Annotated in this window: 16 protein-coding genes; all 16 read left to right on the forward strand. The window is 43.5% G+C overall.

Annotation, left to right across the window (positions count from 1 at the left end; genetic code table 11):
* The 16 genes from mraY to C1G53_RS03655 all read left to right on the forward strand — a co-directional run bounded on the left by mraY (nucleotide 1) and on the right by C1G53_RS03655 (nucleotide 16,606).
* Nucleotides 1-999, forward strand: coding sequence for a phospho-N-acetylmuramoyl-pentapeptide-transferase (mraY, locus tag C1G53_RS03575; protein WP_105117710.1), 999 nt, complete (start codon nucleotides 1-3; stop codon nucleotides 997-999).
* Nucleotides 1,000-1,198: 199 nt separating this feature from the next.
* Nucleotides 1,199-2,542 carry a DEAD/DEAH box helicase gene (locus tag C1G53_RS03580; protein ID WP_105117711.1) on the forward strand — a complete coding sequence of 448 codons (1,344 nt, stop codon included), beginning with the start codon at nucleotides 1,199-1,201 and terminating at the stop codon, nucleotides 2,540-2,542.
* Nucleotides 2,543-2,560: 18 nt separating this feature from the next.
* A complete protein-coding gene (locus tag C1G53_RS03585) occupies nucleotides 2,561-2,785 on the forward strand; it encodes a DUF4059 family protein (RefSeq protein ID WP_105117712.1) in 225 nt (74 codons plus the stop codon).
* 11 nt (nucleotides 2,786-2,796) lie between these two features.
* Entirely contained in the window at nucleotides 2,797-3,714 is a 918-nt protein-coding gene (gene trxB / locus C1G53_RS03590; protein ID WP_105117713.1) for a thioredoxin-disulfide reductase, read from the forward strand.
* Between the two features lie 9 nt (nucleotides 3,715-3,723).
* Complete coding sequence (locus C1G53_RS03595) at nucleotides 3,724-4,263, forward strand: YceD family protein (RefSeq protein WP_105117714.1); 540 nt, start codon at nucleotides 3,724-3,726, stop codon at nucleotides 4,261-4,263.
* An 87-nt stretch (nucleotides 4,264-4,350) separates the two neighbouring features.
* The gene (gndA, locus tag C1G53_RS03600) at nucleotides 4,351-5,778 is read left to right on the forward strand and encodes an NADP-dependent phosphogluconate dehydrogenase (RefSeq protein WP_044682074.1); all 1,428 of its coding nucleotides are present in this window, start codon (nucleotides 4,351-4,353) and stop codon (nucleotides 5,776-5,778) included.
* Nucleotides 5,779-6,012: 234 nt separating this feature from the next.
* Entirely contained in the window at nucleotides 6,013-6,702 is a 690-nt protein-coding gene (locus C1G53_RS03610; protein ID WP_105117737.1) for a response regulator transcription factor, read from the forward strand.
* Between the two features lie 73 nt (nucleotides 6,703-6,775).
* Nucleotides 6,776-7,900 carry an AI-2E family transporter gene (locus C1G53_RS03615; RefSeq protein ID WP_105117715.1) on the forward strand — a complete coding sequence of 375 codons (1,125 nt, stop codon included), beginning with the start codon at nucleotides 6,776-6,778 and terminating at the stop codon, nucleotides 7,898-7,900.
* 96 nt (nucleotides 7,901-7,996) lie between these two features.
* Nucleotides 7,997-8,488: a transcriptional regulator NrdR gene (nrdR, locus tag C1G53_RS03620; protein ID WP_105117716.1), complete on the forward strand. Its 492-nt coding sequence runs from the start codon at nucleotides 7,997-7,999 to the stop codon at nucleotides 8,486-8,488.
* Nucleotides 8,475-9,626 (forward strand): replication initiation/membrane attachment protein, encoded by a 1,152-nt coding sequence (locus C1G53_RS03625; RefSeq protein WP_105117717.1) that lies wholly within the window; start codon nucleotides 8,475-8,477, stop codon nucleotides 9,624-9,626. The genes nrdR and C1G53_RS03625 overlap by 14 nt, the downstream gene beginning before the upstream one ends.
* Nucleotides 9,626-10,525 (forward strand): primosomal protein DnaI, encoded by a 900-nt coding sequence (gene dnaI / locus C1G53_RS03630; protein WP_105117718.1) that lies wholly within the window; start codon nucleotides 9,626-9,628, stop codon nucleotides 10,523-10,525. Before C1G53_RS03625 ends, dnaI begins: the two co-directional genes overlap by 1 nt.
* Nucleotides 10,522-11,235 carry a nitroreductase family protein gene (locus C1G53_RS03635; protein WP_105117719.1) on the forward strand — a complete coding sequence of 238 codons (714 nt, stop codon included), beginning with the start codon at nucleotides 10,522-10,524 and terminating at the stop codon, nucleotides 11,233-11,235. Before dnaI ends, C1G53_RS03635 begins: the two co-directional genes overlap by 4 nt.
* Nucleotides 11,236-11,361: 126 nt before the next feature.
* Nucleotides 11,362-12,672, forward strand: coding sequence for a ribosome biogenesis GTPase Der (gene der / locus C1G53_RS03640; protein WP_105114050.1), 1,311 nt, complete (start codon nucleotides 11,362-11,364; stop codon nucleotides 12,670-12,672).
* 75 nt (nucleotides 12,673-12,747) lie between these two features.
* Nucleotides 12,748-13,086 carry an MFS transporter gene (locus C1G53_RS03645; RefSeq protein ID WP_105117720.1) on the forward strand — a complete coding sequence of 113 codons (339 nt, stop codon included), beginning with the start codon at nucleotides 12,748-12,750 and terminating at the stop codon, nucleotides 13,084-13,086.
* Between the two features lies 1 nt (nucleotide 13,087).
* Nucleotides 13,088-13,411, forward strand: a complete 324-nt coding sequence (locus C1G53_RS03650; RefSeq protein WP_105117721.1) for a hypothetical protein — start codon at nucleotides 13,088-13,090, stop codon at nucleotides 13,409-13,411.
* Between the two features lie 102 nt (nucleotides 13,412-13,513).
* Nucleotides 13,514-16,606 carry an SNF2-related protein gene (locus C1G53_RS03655; protein ID WP_105117722.1) on the forward strand — a complete coding sequence of 1,031 codons (3,093 nt, stop codon included), beginning with the start codon at nucleotides 13,514-13,516 and terminating at the stop codon, nucleotides 16,604-16,606.
* The last annotated feature ends 81 nt before the right edge of the window (nucleotides 16,607-16,687 follow it).

Raw genomic sequence — 16,687 nt, forward strand, 5'->3', positions numbered from 1 at the left:
ATGCAGTTTGCACTTATGTCGGGATTGGTTGCATTTTTAGCAACGGTAATCCTGATACCACGATTTATTACCTTTTATCAAGCCAAGCGCATCGAAGGGCAACAGATGCACGAAGATGTCAAGCAACACCAGTTCAAGGCCGGAACTCCTACCATGGGGGGTACAGTCTTCCTAGTTGTTGCTGTCCTTGTTAGTTTTATTTTTGCAGCTAGCCTGAAAATGCTGACAGGTGGTGTCTTGGCTATTCTTTTCATTTTGGCTCTCTATGGCTTGGTCGGATTTTTGGATGATTTCTTGAAAATCTTCCGCAAAATCAATGAAGGACTAAATCCGAAACAAAAATTAGCCTTGCAGATTTTGGGTGGACTGGTATTCTACTTTGTCCATGTGAATGGTGCTGGCGGAGGAGAGCTCAATGTATTTGGGCACATCATCAATCTCGGCATGCTCTATCTACCTTTTGTTCTATTCTGGTTGGTTGGTTTTTCAAATGCGGTCAACCTGACTGATGGTATTGATGGCTTGGCCTCTATTTCGGTTGTTATTAGTTTGCTGGCCTATTCTGTCATTGCCTACAAGGAACAGAAGTTTGACATTCTTTTGGTTTGTGTAACCATGATTGGTGGTTTGCTTGGTTTCTTTGTCTATAATCGCAAACCGGCTAAGATCTTCATGGGAGATGTGGGAAGTCTGGCACTCGGTGGGATGTTGGCAACCATTTCCATTGCCCTCCGTCAAGAATGGACCCTCCTCCTAATCGGTTTGGTCTATGTTATCGAAACGTCATCTGTTATGTTACAGGTTTCATATTTCAAATATACTAAAAAACGCTTTGGAGAAGGTCGTCGTATCTTCCGTATGACCCCTTTCCATCATCATTTGGAATTAGGTGGTTTGACAGGTAAGTCTGAAAAATGGAGCGAGTGGCAGGTTGACTTCTTCCTCTGGTCAGTCGGACTTGTCATGAGCCTGATTACCCTAGCTATTCTTTATTTATAAGAATTTCAGAAACAGCAGAAATGCTGTTTTTGTGCTATAATAGAAGGCAGTATAATGAAGAACCAGTATCCATTGTTGGTATCGTCATTTAGTTTTTCTTTTTAACTCGCCTTGCCTAACTCCAGTTATGCCTGCGGTTCGTTGACTAGTACTAAAAGACTATACTTGCCTTGTGTATACGGATTCTAAAGAGGAAACTATGAAATTTACAGATATGAAACTCAAGCCTTACATTCAGGAGGCTTTGAAAGAAATTAACTTTGTCCAGCCGACAGAAGTTCAGGAAAAATTGATTCCTGTTGTCTTGTCAGGTCGTGACTTGATTGGGGAATCAAAAACAGGTTCGGGCAAGACCCATACCTTCTTGATTCCGATTTTCCAAAAATTAAATGAGGAATTGGACCAGGTTCAAGCGGTTATAACAGCTCCATCACGTGAATTGGCGACCCAGATTTATCAAGCGGCTCGTCAGTTGGCTAGTCATTCGGACATCGAAGTTCGTGTGACTAACTATGTGGGTGGTACGGACAAGAACCGTCAAATTGACAAGCTTCAAACAGGTCAGCCACATATTGTTGTTGGGACACCGGGCCGTATTTATGACCTGGTTAAATCAGGTGACCTTGCTATCCATAAAGCCAAAACATTTGTGGTGGATGAGGCAGATATGACCTTGGACATGGGCTTTTTAGAAACAGTTGACAAGATTGCTGGTAGCCTGCCAAAAGACTTGCAATTTATGGTCTTTTCAGCGACAATTCCACAGAAACTCCAACCGTTTTTGAAAAAATACTTGTCCAATCCAGTCATGGAACAAATCAAGACCCATACGGTGATTTCAGATACCATTGAAAACTGGCTGATTTCAACCAAGGGTCGAGACCGCAATGCGCAGATTTTGGAAGCGACCAAGCTCATGCAGCCTTATTTGGCTATGATTTTTGTCAATACAAAGACCCGTGCAGATGAATTACACAGTTACTTAACTGCAAATGGTTTGCGGGTCGCAAAAATTCACGGGGACATTCCTCCACGTGAACGTAAGCGGATCATGAACCAGGTGAAAAACTTGGACTACCAGTACATTGTAGCGACAGATTTGGCGGCGCGTGGGATTGATATCGAAGGTGTCAGCCATGTCATCAACGATGCCATTCCTCAGGACCTTTCCTTCTTTGTCCACCGTGTGGGTCGTACAGGTCGAAATGGCTTGTCGGGTATTGCCATTACCCTCTATCAGCCGAGTGATGATGCGGACATTCGCGAGTTAGAAAAACTCAATATCAAATTCTTGCCAAAAGAAATGAAGAGTGGGGAGTTTGTCGATACCTACGACCGTGATCGCCGTGTCAACCGAGAAAAATCTCGTGAAAAACTGGACTTGGAAATGATTGGCTTGGTTAAGAAGAAAAAGAAAAAAGTCAAGCCAGGCTATAAGAAGAAAATCCAATGGGCTGTTGATGAGAAACGTCGCAAGACCAAACGTGTGGAAGCGCGTGCCAAGGGGCGTGCAGAGCGTAAGGCCAAACGCCAAACCTTCTAGGAGGGTTGGAGGAAAACTATGTTACAAAATATACTTAGTTTTTATTTGCAGGGGCTTTTGGTCGCGGCCTTGCTGGTTATTCTATCTAGCTTGATTTACTTTGTTTTAAGGGCGGGTAAAAAAGTCAATCGAACACTGCAAGAGCGCCAGGATTTTATATTTGATTTGTTGATGATCAACGTCATGACCATCCCCATTCTTGCCTTTGGGGTCATGGGGATTTTGTTAATGTTTAAAGCATAGAAGGAAAAGATATGTACGATACAATTGTTGTTGGAGCTGGTCCTGCTGGGATGACTGCTGCCCTCTACGCAGGACGAAGCAATCTAAAAGTAGCTCTTCTGGAACGCGGTATTTACGGCGGCCAGATGAACAATACTGCTGAAATCGAAAACTATCCAGGCTATGACCATATTTCTGGTCCAGCCTTGGCAGAGAAAATGTTTGAACCTTTGGAAAAATTCGGAGTAGACCATATTTTTGGCACCTTGGTACGCATCGAAGAAGATGGACCAATCAAGAAAGTCATTACAGAAGATGGTGTATTGGAAACCAAAACTGTCATTCTAGCCATGGGGGCTAAGCACCGCTTGCTAGATGTTCCAGGTGAAGATACCTACAATAGCCGCGGAGTTTCCTACTGTGCAGTCTGCGACGGGGCCTTCTTCCGAGGTCAAAAACTCTTGGTAGTCGGTGGTGGTGATTCTGCGGTCGAAGAAGCCCTCTTCTTGACACAATTCGCAGAATCTGTGACCATTGTTCACCGCCGTGACCAACTTCGTGCTCAAAAAGTCATTCAAGACCGCGCTTTTGCCAATGAAAAAATCAACTTCATCTGGGATAGTGTGGTAGAAGAAATCAAGGGTGATGACCTACGGGTTCAAAGCGTCCGTATCAAAAATGTGAAAACGGAAGAAGTTAGCGAACTGGACTTCGGCGGTGTCTTTATCTATGTCGGTTTGGATCCGATGACGGATTCGGTTGCCGATTTGGGTATTACGGACGAGGCTGGTTGGATTATCACGGATGAAAAGATGGCAACCAGCAAATCTGGTATTTACGCCATCGGTGACATTCGCCAAAACCAACTGCGCCAGATTGCGACTGCCGTTGGAAATGGTGCGGTTGCCGGTCAGGAAGTCTATAATTACATCACAGAACTAGCTGAATAGGGGAAAATTATGTTTCATATTTACGATATTCAGAAAAATCCAGATGGAATTTCCTTTGAGAAGACCTTGGACTTGCAGGAAGAATTGCAGGCTCGAAATAGTGAAGTTTTAGGTTTGTCGCCTGTACAAGTAAGTGGAAATGTTCGCTTTGAATCAGGTTTCTTTTTCTTGGACTATCAGATGACTTACGACATTACCTTGGCTTCCAGCCGTTCCCTACAACCTGTCCTTTTACATGAAGTGCAAGAAGTCAATGAACTCTTTGTTGTCAATGAGGCTGTTCTTAAGGAGCAGGATTTGATTGATGAGGATATGGTATTGGTGGTGGAAGATGACCACATCATCTTAGAAGAAAGTGTGGCGGATAACATTCTCCTAGCTATTCCTATCAAGGTTTTGACACCTGAGGAAGAGGCGGGAACAGACTTACCATCTGGTCAAGCTTGGACCCTGATGACAGAAGAAGCCTTTCAGCAAGATGTCCAGGAGAAAAAAGAAGCCAATAGTCCTTTTGCTCAATTGCAGGGCTTGTTTGATAACGAAGAATAGTTTGGATGGTTAAATTATCTGAAAATTCTTGTCAATTTTAGGCTTTCAGTGTATAATAAAAGAGATAGAAATTAGAGGAGTAAACAAATGACAAAAGCAAATTTTGGTGTTGTAGGAATGGCCGTTATGGGCCGCAACCTGGCACTTAACGTTGAATCACGTGGTTATTCAGTAGCCATTTACAACCGTTCTGCTGACAAGACAGAAGATGTAGTAGCAAGTAACCCAGGGAAAAACTTGGTACCAAGTTACGATGTGGAAAGCTTTGTAGCATCTATCGAAAAACCACGCCGTATCATGCTTATGGTTCAAGCTGGTCCTGGTACAGATGCAACTATTCAAGCTCTCTTACCACACTTGGATGAAGGCGACATCTTGATTGACGGTGGTAATACCTTCTATGAAGACACTATCCGTCGTTCCAAAGAATTGGCTAACTCAGGTATCAACTTCATCGGTACAGGTGTATCTGGTGGTGAAAAAGGAGCCCTTGAAGGTCCATCTATCATGCCTGGTGGTCAAAAAGAAGCTTACGAATTGGTGGCAGATGTCTTGGAAGAAATTTCAGCAAAAGCTCCAGAAGACGGCGCTCCATGTGTGACTTACATCGGTCCAGATGGTGCTGGTCACTATGTAAAAATGGTCCACAACGGTATCGAGTATGGTGACATGCAATTGATTGCAGAATCTTATGACCTCATGCAACACTTGCTTGGTTTGTCAGTAGATGAAATGGCTGATATCTTTACTGAGTGGAACAAGGGTGAACTAGACAGCTACTTGATTGAAATCACGGCTGACATTTTGAAACGCAAGGATGACCAAGGTCAAGATGGTCCAATCGTTGACTATATCATGGACGCTGCTGGTAACAAGGGTACTGGTAAATGGACTAGCCAATCATCACTTGACTTGGGTGTGCCATTGTCATTGATTACAGAATCCGTATTTGCTCGTTATATTTCAACTTACAAGGATGAGCGCGTGGCAGCAAGCAAGGTCCTTCCAAAACCAGCTCCATTTGCATACGAAGGTGACAAGGCTGAATTGGTTGAAAAAATCCGTCAAGCCCTCTACTTCTCAAAAATTATGTCTTATGCACAAGGCTTTGCACAATTACGCGTAGCATCTAAAGAAAACAACTGGAACCTGCCATTTGGGGAAATTGCAAAAATCTGGCGTGCAGGTTGTATCATCCGTGCTCGTTTCTTGCAAAAGATTACAGATGCATACGGACGTGACGAAGATTTGGCAAACTTGCTCTTGGATGAGTACTTCCTTGATGTAACAGCTAAATACCAACAGGCTGTTCGCGATGTGGTAACCTTGGCTGTTCAAGCAGGAGTGCCTGTGCCAACCTTCTCAGCTGCCATTACTTACTTTGACAGCTACCGTGCAGAAAACTTGCCAGCTAACTTGATCCAAGCCCAACGTGACTACTTCGGTGCTCACACTTACAACCGTAAAGACAAAGAAGGTGTCTTCCACTACGATTGGTATAGCGAAACAAAATAAAAAGAATGGGAGTGGGAAAGAACTCGACTAGTCAAAAAAGAGTTCGTCTTCCCACCCCCGCACAGTTGATTAGGTCAGATTTGGAGGGTGAAACACGAACAAATCTGCCAATCAACCACTGCGCTGAGATGTTGACACGAACTCTGAGAAGTGTCTTTGGACTTTATGCCCAGCCTCTTCTTTCTAATTTATCGCTAGCTGATTTGATTGATAGAGAGAACAATGAAAGAGATAATGGCTAAGAAAATTTTAATTGCAGGAAGAGAGCGCAATCTATCGCACTTTGTTTCCATGGAATTACAGAAGAAAGAGTATTTGGTAGACTACGCTTCAACAGGGAAAGAAGCCCTATCTTTAGCTCATGAAACAGATTTTGACTTGATTTTGATGAGCTTTCAGCTTTCTGATATGTCTAGTAAGGAATTGTCAAGGGAATTGTTGGCCATCAAGCCTGCTAGTGTCATGATTGTTGCCATTGATTCTGCGGATGTTGCCCAGCATGGGGAAGAGGTCCTTTCTTACGCAGTTTCCTATGTCGTCAAACCCTTTGTCATCAGTGAATTGGTCGAACAGATTGTATCCATTTTCCGAGGGCGTGATTTTATTGATAAGAATTGTAAGCACGTTCCTTTGCAAGCAGCCTATCGTGATTTGAAGGTCGATTTTCAAAATCGAACAGTTACTCGTGGGGATGAGTTGATTAACCTGACCAGACGCGAATATGATTTGCTTGCAACTCTGATGAACAGCCCCGAACCTGTCAGCCGAGAACAATTACTGGAGCGGGTTTGGAAATATGAAACGACATCGGAAACTAATGTAGTAGATGTCTACATTCGTTATTTACGTGGAAAATTAGATGTTACCGGTAAACCATCTTACATCAAGACAGTTCGTGGCGTTGGCTATGCCATGCGAGATTAAGAAAGGGGAAACTCTTTCTTTTTTTTGCTTCCTATGATAAACTGAATGCTAATCATACAAAATTGGAGATATTATGAATTCGTCGTTTAAAGAAAAAGCTTTATTGATTTTGTTGGCTGGAGCTACCCTCTTAGCTGTATTGAATTGGGATACGATATACAAGGCAGTTCAGATTTTGTTGGGAAGCATGAATTCTCTCTTTATAGGGAGTATCATTGCCTTTATTTTAAATGTGCCTATGAAAAAGATAGAGGATCAGATAGAGAAGATTTCTTTTTTGAATAAATCCAAACGTTCCTTGGCTATTGTTGGAGTGTTGATTGGTTTTGCTTTAATTGTTACTGGGTTGGTGTTGATTGTACTTCCTACCTTGATGTCAACGGTGTCGCAATTAGTGACAGTGAGTAGCACAGCCATTCCTAAATCGGTCAATGCCCTCACAAGCTTCCTGGAAAAAAATGGACTTTTGGCTGGTCAGTTGGGTGAGCAAATTGCAGGTATGCTGGATCAATTGAAAAATCTAACCTTTATTTCCAATTTGGTAACGCCAGTCTTATCAGGTTTAGTATCAAATGTCACTGGTATTTTTTCCAATACCATGACGCTTGTGATGGCCTTCTTCTTTACCTTGGCAATACTTGGAAGCAAGGAACACCTGCAAGCTATGACAGGTAAATTCCTACAAGCGATACTGCCGACAAAAACTGTTCGAGTGATCAGTTATATCGGAGAAGTCATTGTTGATACTTATGATAAATTCCTAATGAGCCAAATCGTAGAAGCTTGCATTATCGGTACTCTCGTATTTGTGAGTTATTCTCTCTCAGGAATTCCTTATGCCAGCATGGCAGGAATTTTGGCAGGTGTTTTATCCTTTGTGCCTTACATTGGTCCCTTTACCGCCTGTCTGATTAGTGCCTTATTTGTGGCGGTGCAGAATCCCCTCTTGGCACTTTGGTCTATTGCTCTCTTCCAGATTATTCAGTTGATTGAGGGGAATGTTATCTATCCACGCGTGGTTGGACAATCGGTTGGTCTTCCGACTCTCTTTACCCTTGCTGCAGCCTTGATTGGTGGAAATTTGTTTGGCTTGCTTGGTATGGTCTTCTTTACACCTATCTTTGCGCTTATTTACCGTCTGGTTCGTGAATGGGTGGACAGTCGCTTGAAGAAGCAAGAGGATGCAACAGTCGGTTAACAATGGTAAAAATAGAAAGTGGGTTTTCTCGCTTTCTTTTATTTTTGCTGTTTTTATGCTATACTGAAGTGATAAAGAAGTTGTAGGAGTGAGAGTATGCGTTGTCCAAAATGTCAAAGTTTGAAATCAAGTGTTATTGATAGTCGTCAGGCTGAAGATGGCAACACCATCCGTCGCCGTCGTTCTTGCGATCAATGTGGTCAACGTTTTACCACCTATGAACGTGTTGAAGAAAAAACCCTTGTCGTTGTGAAGAAGGACGGGACTAGGGAGCAATTTTCCCGTGAAAAGATTTTCAATGGCATTATTCGTTCAGCACAAAAACGTCCAGTTTCAACTAGTGATATAGACGAAGTTGTCAACCGGATTGAGCAGAAGGTTCGTTCTCAGAGTGATGGCGAGGTCGAAAGTGATGTCATTGGTAACTTTGTCATGGATGAATTGGTGGAGTTGGATGAAATCACCTATGTGCGTTTTGCCTCTGTCTATCGTTCCTTTAAGGATGTGGAAGAGTTGGAAAATCTGCTCAAGCAGATGATTTCTAAGGGTAGTAAAGTAAAGTCAGGTGCTGCCAATGAAACCAAGTGATTTATTTACCTACATCAAGACCAATCCTTTTACACCAGACATTATCAGTTTAAGCCAGTGTTATCAACCTATCATTAGTTTTGATGCCCTAGCCCTTTACTATTACCTCTATAGTTTCTCGGATCAGGGGCAGGGGCGTTACAAGTGGGCGACAATCCTCAATCATATGGATTTCGGTATGAAGCGCTTGGAGCAGGCCTTGGATCTCTTATCTGCCATGGAATTGCTACAAGTCTATCGGGCAGATGAGTTGACAGGCTTGGTCTTGTTGCCACCACTGACGGTCAAACAATTTTTGGGCAAACCGCTTTATAAGAATTTATTGGCCCAAAGGATTGGCGAAGCCAGCGTAGAAAGTTTACAAGTATCTGGACCAAATAAGGAGAAGAAGGTATCCAAAACCTTCTCCCAAGTCTTTACCATTGATGGTCAAGTTCCAGTAGCTTTTGAACCCAAGCATGATTTTGATTGGTCGGCCTTTAAAGCCTTGATGGCTAAGGACAAGCTTCTTTTTCAAGATGAAGCTGAGGATATTATTGCCCTTAGTCACATAGCAGAGCAGGCAGGTTGGACCTGGTTGGAAACCTATCGTCAGGCTAAAGCAACAGCCATTGGACAGACAATTTCAACCAAACGCTTGCAGCAGTCACGCCAGGCAAGACCATTAGCTTCAGGACATTTAACTCCTCAGGAAGAGGCAATTGTTCGTGAAGCCAAGTCAAAATCCAGCAATGATTATTTGCAGTTTATCAAGGATCGCCTCAAGGCGGTTGTCACTGCGGCAGAGAAGAAGTGCTTGAAAGATTTGGCAAACTTGGGCCTACTTGACGAAGTTATCAATGTCTTGGTCCTCTACACTTTTAACAAGGTGGATTCGGCCAATCTAAATGAAAAATATGCCATGAAGCTGGGTAATGATTTTTCCTACAAGGGAATTGGTAGTGCTGAGGCGGCTGTTCTTTACCTAAGAGATTTGAAGACAGGTCAAGCTGTCACCAAGCCGAGCCAGCCACAGAAGACCAACGTACCTGAGTGGAGTAAGGAAGAAGTGGTTATGGACACAAGCCCAGAAGCTCAGGCTAGAATGGAAGCGCTCAGAAAACGAATGTTAGAAAATGAAAGCAAGAGAGGTAGTTGATGAAATCAGTTCAAGACAGGTTGTCGCAGGCAACCAACCCAAGCCCTAAATCTTATCAGCAACTCTTTCAAGAGATTGTCAGCGATACTGAAGTTGCTGCTTTTATCAAAAAAGAAGGCTTGACCCAACAGGAAATCACCCTCTCCATTTCTAAGTTTTTGGAATATATCAGTCAGCGTGACCTCTTTGTCAAGCAGGATGAAGCCTATATTGCTAAGGGCTATCAACCTGTTTTGGTCATGAATGAGGGCTATGCGGATGTTTCCTATCTAGAAACAGAAGAATTGGTCGAATACCGTCGTCTGGAAGCTATCAAGAACCGTATCCAGCTTATCAATATGCCCCAAGCACTCAAAAAAGTTACTATTGCAGATTTGGATTTCACAGACAGCAATCGTGTTGAGGTTTATGAGGCTATTGATGCATTTGTAGAACAGGTGGGCGAATACTGCAAAGGCTTGTATTTATACGGTGATTTTGGAATTGGGAAGAGTTTTTTGATGGCTTATATGGCCCATCGCTTATCAACCAATCGCCACCTCTCAACCACCATGCTCCATTATCCAACCTTTGTGGTAGACATAAAAAATGCCATCAAAGATGGCTCTGTCAAGGAGCGGATTGATGAAATCAAGATGGCTCAGGTCTTGGTGCTAGATGACATCGGAGCGGAGCAACATAGTCCGTGGGTGCGCGACGATGTTTTACAGGTCATTCTTCAATACCGCATGCAGGAAAATCTGCCGACCTTCTTTACCTCCAATTTCTCCTTTGATGATTTGGAGCGTCATTTCGCCTCTGGTAAGTCTGGTGATGAAACCTGGCAGGCCAAACGGGTAATGGAGCGGATTCGCTATCTGGCTCGCGATTTGCATTTGAAAGGAAAGAACCGCCGATGAATGAAACCATTGATTTGATGCTGAATCATACTTCTGTCCGTCGTTTTACGGAAGAGCCCATTGAGTCGGAACATTTGCAAGCTATTATTTCAGCTGGGCGAGCTGCGTCTAGCTGGAAGAATTTCCAGTCCTATCCCATTATTGTGGTTCAATCAGAGGGCAAAAAACAGGCTCTCTATGATTTGGTGCCCCAGCCAGCTATTTTACAGGCTCAGGCCATTCTGGTTTTTGTGGGCGATCATAATCGTGCCAGCAAGGCGGCTCAACTCCATGGTTCAGACTTTGATGCCAAGGGAACAGAGAATCTCCTGATTTCTTCTGTTGATGCGAGCCTAGCAGGGCAAAATGCCCTTTTAGCAGCTGAAAGCTTGGGTTACGGTGGTGTCTTTATCGGTATGATTCGCCATAAGGCCTTGGCAATAGCAGAGCTGTTCAACTTGCCTGATTATACCTATCCAATTTTCTGCATTGCACTTGGTAGACCAGCCCAAAACCATCCTGTCAAACCACGTTTGGCAAGCGAAGCCATTGTCTTTCAGGAAGAATATGTGGAGCAAGGTGTAGATGTGATTGAAGCCTACGACCAAGTTCAGACAGACTATGCAGGTGCTCGTCAGACAGAAACCTGGTCGGAGCGTATGGTTGCCCAGTTTGGTCAGCCAGAGCAGCCTGAAACGAGGGCTGTATTAGAAAAAAATAAACTATTGTAAGTTATAGTCTTTTTGTTTGCTTTTAGTACTAGGCAACGAGCTGCAGACAGTACTGGAGTACGGCAAAGCGAGTTAACGACGTAATAAAAGATAAACGAAAACGACTATATTAGAAGAGGAGGAGCCATGGCTCAACCAACTATCGCCATCGTTGGCCGTCCCAACGTTGGTAAATCAACCTTATTTAACCGTATTGCGGGGGAGCGGATTTCCATTGTCGAAGACGTGGAAGGTGTGACCCGTGACCGTATTTATGCTACTGGTGAGTGGCTCAACCGCAAGTTTTCCTTGATTGATACAGGTGGTATCGACGATGTGGATGCACCTTTCATGGAACAAATCAAGCACCAGGCTGAGATTGCTATGGATGAAGCAGATGTTATCGTCTTTGTTGTTTCAGGTAAAGAAGGTGTGACAGATGCGGATGAGTATGTATCGCGTATCCTTTATAAGACCAACAAACCAGTCATTTTGGTTGTCAATAAAGTCGATAACCCTGAAATGCGTAATGACATTTACGATTTCTATTCGCTTGGTCTTGGGGATCCCTATCCAGTATCATCTGTGCATGGTATCGGTACAGGGGATGTCTTGGATGCGATCATTGAAAATCTGCCAGTCCAAGAAGCAGAAGAAAATCCAGATATTATCAAGTTCAGCTTGATTGGTCGTCCAAACGTTGGAAAATCAAGTTTGATTAACGCTATTTTGGGTGAAGAGCGCGTGATTGCGTCGCCTGTTGCTGGAACGACTCGAGATGCCATTGATACGCACTTTACAGACTCAGAAGGTCAAGAATTTACCATGATTGACACCGCAGGGATGCGCAAGTCTGGTAAGGTCTATGAAAATACGGAGAAATACTCCGTTATGCGTGCCATGCGTGCCATTGAGCGTTCAGATGTTATACTCATGGTCATCAATGCAGAAGAAGGCATCCGCGAGTACGACAAACGCATCGCAGGCTTTGCCCATGAAGCTGGTAAGGGAATGATTATCGTCGTCAACAAGTGGGACACGCTTGAAAAAGATAACCACACCATGAAGAAATGGGAAGATGATATCCGCGACCAATTCCAATACTTGTCTTACGCACCTATTATCTTTGTATCAGCCTTGACCAAGCAACGCTTGCATAAGTTGCCTGAGATGATTAAGGCCATTAGTGAAAGCCAGAATACCCGTATTCCGTCGGCTGTTCTCAACGATGTTATCATGGATGCCATTGCTATTAACCCGACACCAACTGACAAGGGTAAACGCTTGAAAATTTTCTACGCGACCCAGGTTGCGACCAAGCCACCAACATTTGTGGTCTTTGTCAACGAAGAAGAGCTCATGCACTTCTCCTATATGCGTTTCTTGGAAAATCAAATCCGCAAGGCCTTTGTCTTCGAAGGAACACCGATTCATCTGATTGCACGAAAACGGAAATAAGAAAGAGAGGTCAAACCTCTTTTTTCTTTGCAATTATTCGTAAATATGCTAGAATGGGACTAGGAGGTGGTTCTTATGGTAGCGATTCCGATTTGGCGTTCTTTTTTGATATTGCTTTCTTTTTCATCATTTTTTCTTGTATTTTATGAAGACAGTCAGTATAAGCCTTTCGGCTTTCGGTATTGGCTGGGGCTGGTGGCTTGCATCTGGCTCAATTTGGTGACTTTGGCATCCTATTTTATCGCTTTTACAGGTGGTTCAACCATGGTCTATCATCGATTTGAACAGCCTACGGTTTTGCTTTTCATCTTCTTTTTGTTATGTGCAATTGGCCTAAGCTTCCTATCCCTACATGCGATGAAAACCCTTGTCCGACGAACCAAGTATTACCGACAGCTGAGAAAGGGAGTCTAGTATGGAATTTTTAGGCGAACTAGTATTTGAATTTTTGGCGGGTTTGGCAGATTTCGATGAAAGAAAGTATGCTCCTTTTGGACTTCGCTACTGGCTGGGCTGGTTGGGGCTTCTAATCAACCTCTTGATGCTTGGTCTGCTTACTTGTGTACCAACAGTATTTCTCCTAATGTTTCTGGATGGAAAGGGCTGGGTTAACCTCATTTTAGCAATCCTTTTCATACCAATTCTCCTATTTTGGCTCTTAAAAACACTTGGTTTTGTGAAGAAAATGTGGCAAGTGACAACATATTATAAAATGATTTCAAGGAACATCAGTGACTGACTGGTGTTTTTTTGATGCCTAGGCAAGGAATTATCTCTTGAAATATGCTATAATGAAAAGATAATATTTTAGAGATTGTGCTAGGTCAAAAGAGGTATTGCTATGGGGCGCATGATGCCGGGGCGGGTTCGCCAAGAAGGAATTGATTTGTATGAGGCTGGGAAACTGACTGTTCTTCAGAGCGAGAATGGGAAGTTGGAGCTGGATATTGCTGGGGAACGTTTTGTTTACAGTGATGAGGATAGTGATTTGCAGTGTAGTTGTCACTTGTTTCAAAGCAAGGGCTACTGTCAGCATTTGGCAGCCACGGAGTATTATTTAAAAAATGATGGGGCTGGTAAAAATCTGGAGCAGGAGCGGAAAGAAGAGGGAAATCAACACAAGGAAACGGTCCGTCGGACCTATTTTGGTGGCCTCTTTTTAGATGAGATTTTGCATCCCAAACCAGAAATGGGCATCAAGTATCGCCTCTCTGTTGAGGGGAGCTTGTTGCCTTATGATCGGCAGATAGACTGGACCTTGAAAATTAGCCGTTTACCAGACACGCGCGCCTATATTGTAAGGGACATTGGTGCTTTTTTGCGCTTACTCAAGACCAATGGGCATTATCAAATCGGGAAAAATTACTATGAGCAGCTAGCCTATGAAAACTTTGATGAAGCCAGTCAGGCTCTATTGGATTTTCTTTGGACCTTAATTCCGGAGAAGGTAGGTTTAGACTCGGATATTCTCATCCATTTTGGGAGGCATTTCCGTTTGCCCCAAGCCTATTTTGAAGAAGGGCTTGACTTGTTGAATCAGCTGGATGATTTTGTCTTTACCTATGAACAGCGCTCCTATTCGTCCTTGATGGTACTTCCTTTGACAGAGGAAACTGGACTTTATCACTTTGATGTGACAGTCCATACGCACATGATTGAGATGGTTATTCATGAAAAAGTTGTTCGTCCCCTCCTTCAGGGTCGTTATCTCTTGCTCGATGGGGTCGTTTATAGTGTCAATCGGATGCAGGAACAGCTGATTGGACATATTTCTAATCTAGTGCCTACTGAGTCTGGTTTGAGAAAAGTCCAGGTCGATTTTCAAGACCAGGACCGCTTGGCTTTGAGTTTACTTGATTTGCAGACCATTGGAAGGGTCAAGGCACCCAAACGCTTTAAAATTCACGATTTTATCCCTCATTTCCATATGGAGATGGAGGCAAATGGAAGTCTGTCCTTGCAGTTGGTTTTAGATTTTGATGGTCGCTTGGTCAGAAGTGAGGAAGAATTGAGTCTCCTTCCATTTGCCAGTCATTTTCAGCACCTAGAAGCTGTCTTTCAGGCAATCAGTTTGGCTGGTTTTCGGGGCAAATACCTGGCTCAAAGACCTGCCCTCAGTCAACAGGAAGTTTATTCCTTCTTCCGTCAACAGCTGCCCTTGCTAGAAAAAATGGGACCAGTTCATCTAACAGAAAATCTTCGGTCCCTCTTGGTTGAAGTCAAACCACAGCTGGAAATTGTGCGAAATGGCTCGCTTTTGGATATTTCATTCGATTTATCTGGAATTGATCAGTCTGAAATTGATCAGGCACTTGAAGCCTTGCTCAATCAAGAGGACCATTACACCAGCCCGACCGGGAAAGTCCTTGTTTTTGATGAAGAAACCCGGAAAATCAGTCAGACCTTGCTTCAACTAAGAGCTAAGCATGGCAAGGGTGGGCAGGTGCAGGTTCATGCCTTGGCAGGTTTTCAATTAGCCCAATCTCTGTCTGGTTTTGATCAAGTTCGTTTTTCAAAGGATTTTCAAGAAATGGCTGGCTATCTTGCCAAGCCTGACCGCTTTCCCTTGCCTGATGTGGATGTAAAAACTGAATTGAGAGATTACCAGCAGACTGGTATCAAATGGCTGTCTATGTTAGACCATTATGGTTTTGGTGGTATTTTGGCAGATGATATGGGACTTGGCAAGACCCTGCAAACCATCGCCTTTCTATCCAGTCGGATGACCGAGGATAGCCGGGTTTTGATTTTGGCTCCCTCAAGTTTGATTTACAACTGGTTAGATGAATGTCAGCGCTTTGCTCCGGATCTAGACGTAGGGGTTGTTCACGGAAGTAAGGAGCAGCGTGTAGACTTGATTGGGCAGGGGCATCAAATCTTGGTAACATCCTACCCATCCTTTAGGCAGGATATTGATCTCTACAAACAAGAAAAGTTTGACTACCTGATTTTAGATGAGGCTCAGGTCATGAAAAATGCCCAATCTAAAATCGCTCAGCTACTGAGAGAATTTGAGGTTGGGAATTGTTTTGCTCTTTCAGGTACACCGATTGAAAATCATTTGACGGAATTGTGGTCTATTTTCCAAATTGTACTTCCAGGTTTATTGCCCAGTAAACAGGCCTTTAGCAAGTTAAGTGCCAAAGAGATTGCTCGAACCATCCAACCCTTTGTCCTCAGACGGCATAAGGAAGATGTTCTGCAGGAGTTGCCTGATTTGACAGAGGTCAATGTTCTTAATGAATTGACTGATGAGCAGAAAACTCTCTATCTGGCCCAGCTCCAACAAATGCAGTCTAAAATTGCCGGCGCTGATGATGCCCAAATCAACCGAAGCAAGATTGAAATTCTATCAGGGATTACGCGATTACGCCAAATATGTGACACACCTAGTTTGTTCATGGATGATTTTAGGGGAGAGAGTGGCAAGCTCAATAGTCTGAAAGAACTGCTCCTGCAACTCAAAGAAGGAGAGCATAGGGTCCTGATTTTCTCCCAATTCAGACAGATGCTGGAGCAGATTGAAGAACAATTAAAAGAAATTGGTTTAACTTCTTATACCCTGACAGGCTCCACCCCTGCCAATCAACGCCAGGAAATGACCCAGGCCTTCAATGCGGGTAGCCGGGATGCCTTTCTCATTTCCTTGAAAGCAGGTGGGGTTGGTCTGAATTTGACAGGTGCAGACACGGTTATTCTGGTTGACCTCTGGTGGAATCCAGCTGTGGAAGCCCAGGCCATTAGTCGTGCCCACCGAATGGGGCAGACTGAAAAAGTAGAATGCTACCGCCTGATTACCAGAGGAACCATTGAAGAAAAAATCCAAGCCCTTCAGGAAAATAAGAAAAATCTGGTTAAAACGGTTCTTGACGGTAGTGAAAGCCGTGCAAACTTGACTGTTGAAGATATTCGTGCTATTTTGGGGATAGAATGAGACCAATTTGATACTAGTTACTTGAGTCTTATGGCCTGTTAGCAACGGCTAGGTGGTTAGAAGTTTCCAAAGTCCAAACAT

Origin of the sequence: Streptococcus suis (assembly GCF_002960445.1) — a bacterium.
In the GTDB taxonomy this organism is placed as follows: domain Bacteria; phylum Bacillota; class Bacilli; order Lactobacillales; family Streptococcaceae; genus Streptococcus; species Streptococcus hyiners.

Excerpts from the sequence above, each read along its gene's own strand:
- nrdR (WP_105117716.1), top strand. The coding sequence starts at position 7,997 with ATGCGTTGTCCAAAATGTCAAAGTTTGAAATCAAGTGTTATTGATAGT.
- C1G53_RS03585 (WP_105117712.1), top strand. The coding sequence starts at position 2,561 with ATGTTACAAAATATACTTAGTTTTTATTTGCAGGGGCTTTTGGTCGCG.
- C1G53_RS03625 (WP_105117717.1), top strand. The coding sequence starts at position 8,475 with ATGAAACCAAGTGATTTATTTACCTACATCAAGACCAATCCTTTTACA.
- C1G53_RS03595 (WP_105117714.1), top strand. The coding sequence starts at position 3,724 with ATGTTTCATATTTACGATATTCAGAAAAATCCAGATGGAATTTCCTTT.
- C1G53_RS03650 (WP_105117721.1), top strand. The coding sequence starts at position 13,088 with ATGGAATTTTTAGGCGAACTAGTATTTGAATTTTTGGCGGGTTTGGCA.
- gndA (WP_044682074.1), top strand. The coding sequence starts at position 4,351 with ATGACAAAAGCAAATTTTGGTGTTGTAGGAATGGCCGTTATGGGCCGC.
- mraY (WP_105117710.1), top strand. The coding sequence starts at position 1 with ATGCAGTTTGCACTTATGTCGGGATTGGTTGCATTTTTAGCAACGGTA.
- C1G53_RS03645 (WP_105117720.1), top strand. The coding sequence starts at position 12,748 with ATGGTAGCGATTCCGATTTGGCGTTCTTTTTTGATATTGCTTTCTTTT.
- C1G53_RS03580 (WP_105117711.1), top strand. The coding sequence starts at position 1,199 with ATGAAATTTACAGATATGAAACTCAAGCCTTACATTCAGGAGGCTTTG.
- C1G53_RS03610 (WP_105117737.1), top strand. The coding sequence starts at position 6,013 with ATGGCTAAGAAAATTTTAATTGCAGGAAGAGAGCGCAATCTATCGCAC.
- C1G53_RS03615 (WP_105117715.1), top strand. The coding sequence starts at position 6,776 with ATGAATTCGTCGTTTAAAGAAAAAGCTTTATTGATTTTGTTGGCTGGA.
- trxB (WP_105117713.1), top strand. The coding sequence starts at position 2,797 with ATGTACGATACAATTGTTGTTGGAGCTGGTCCTGCTGGGATGACTGCT.
- dnaI (WP_105117718.1), top strand. The coding sequence starts at position 9,626 with ATGAAATCAGTTCAAGACAGGTTGTCGCAGGCAACCAACCCAAGCCCT.
- der (WP_105114050.1), top strand. The coding sequence starts at position 11,362 with ATGGCTCAACCAACTATCGCCATCGTTGGCCGTCCCAACGTTGGTAAA.
- C1G53_RS03635 (WP_105117719.1), top strand. The coding sequence starts at position 10,522 with ATGAATGAAACCATTGATTTGATGCTGAATCATACTTCTGTCCGTCGT.
- C1G53_RS03655 (WP_105117722.1), top strand. The coding sequence starts at position 13,514 with ATGGGGCGCATGATGCCGGGGCGGGTTCGCCAAGAAGGAATTGATTTG.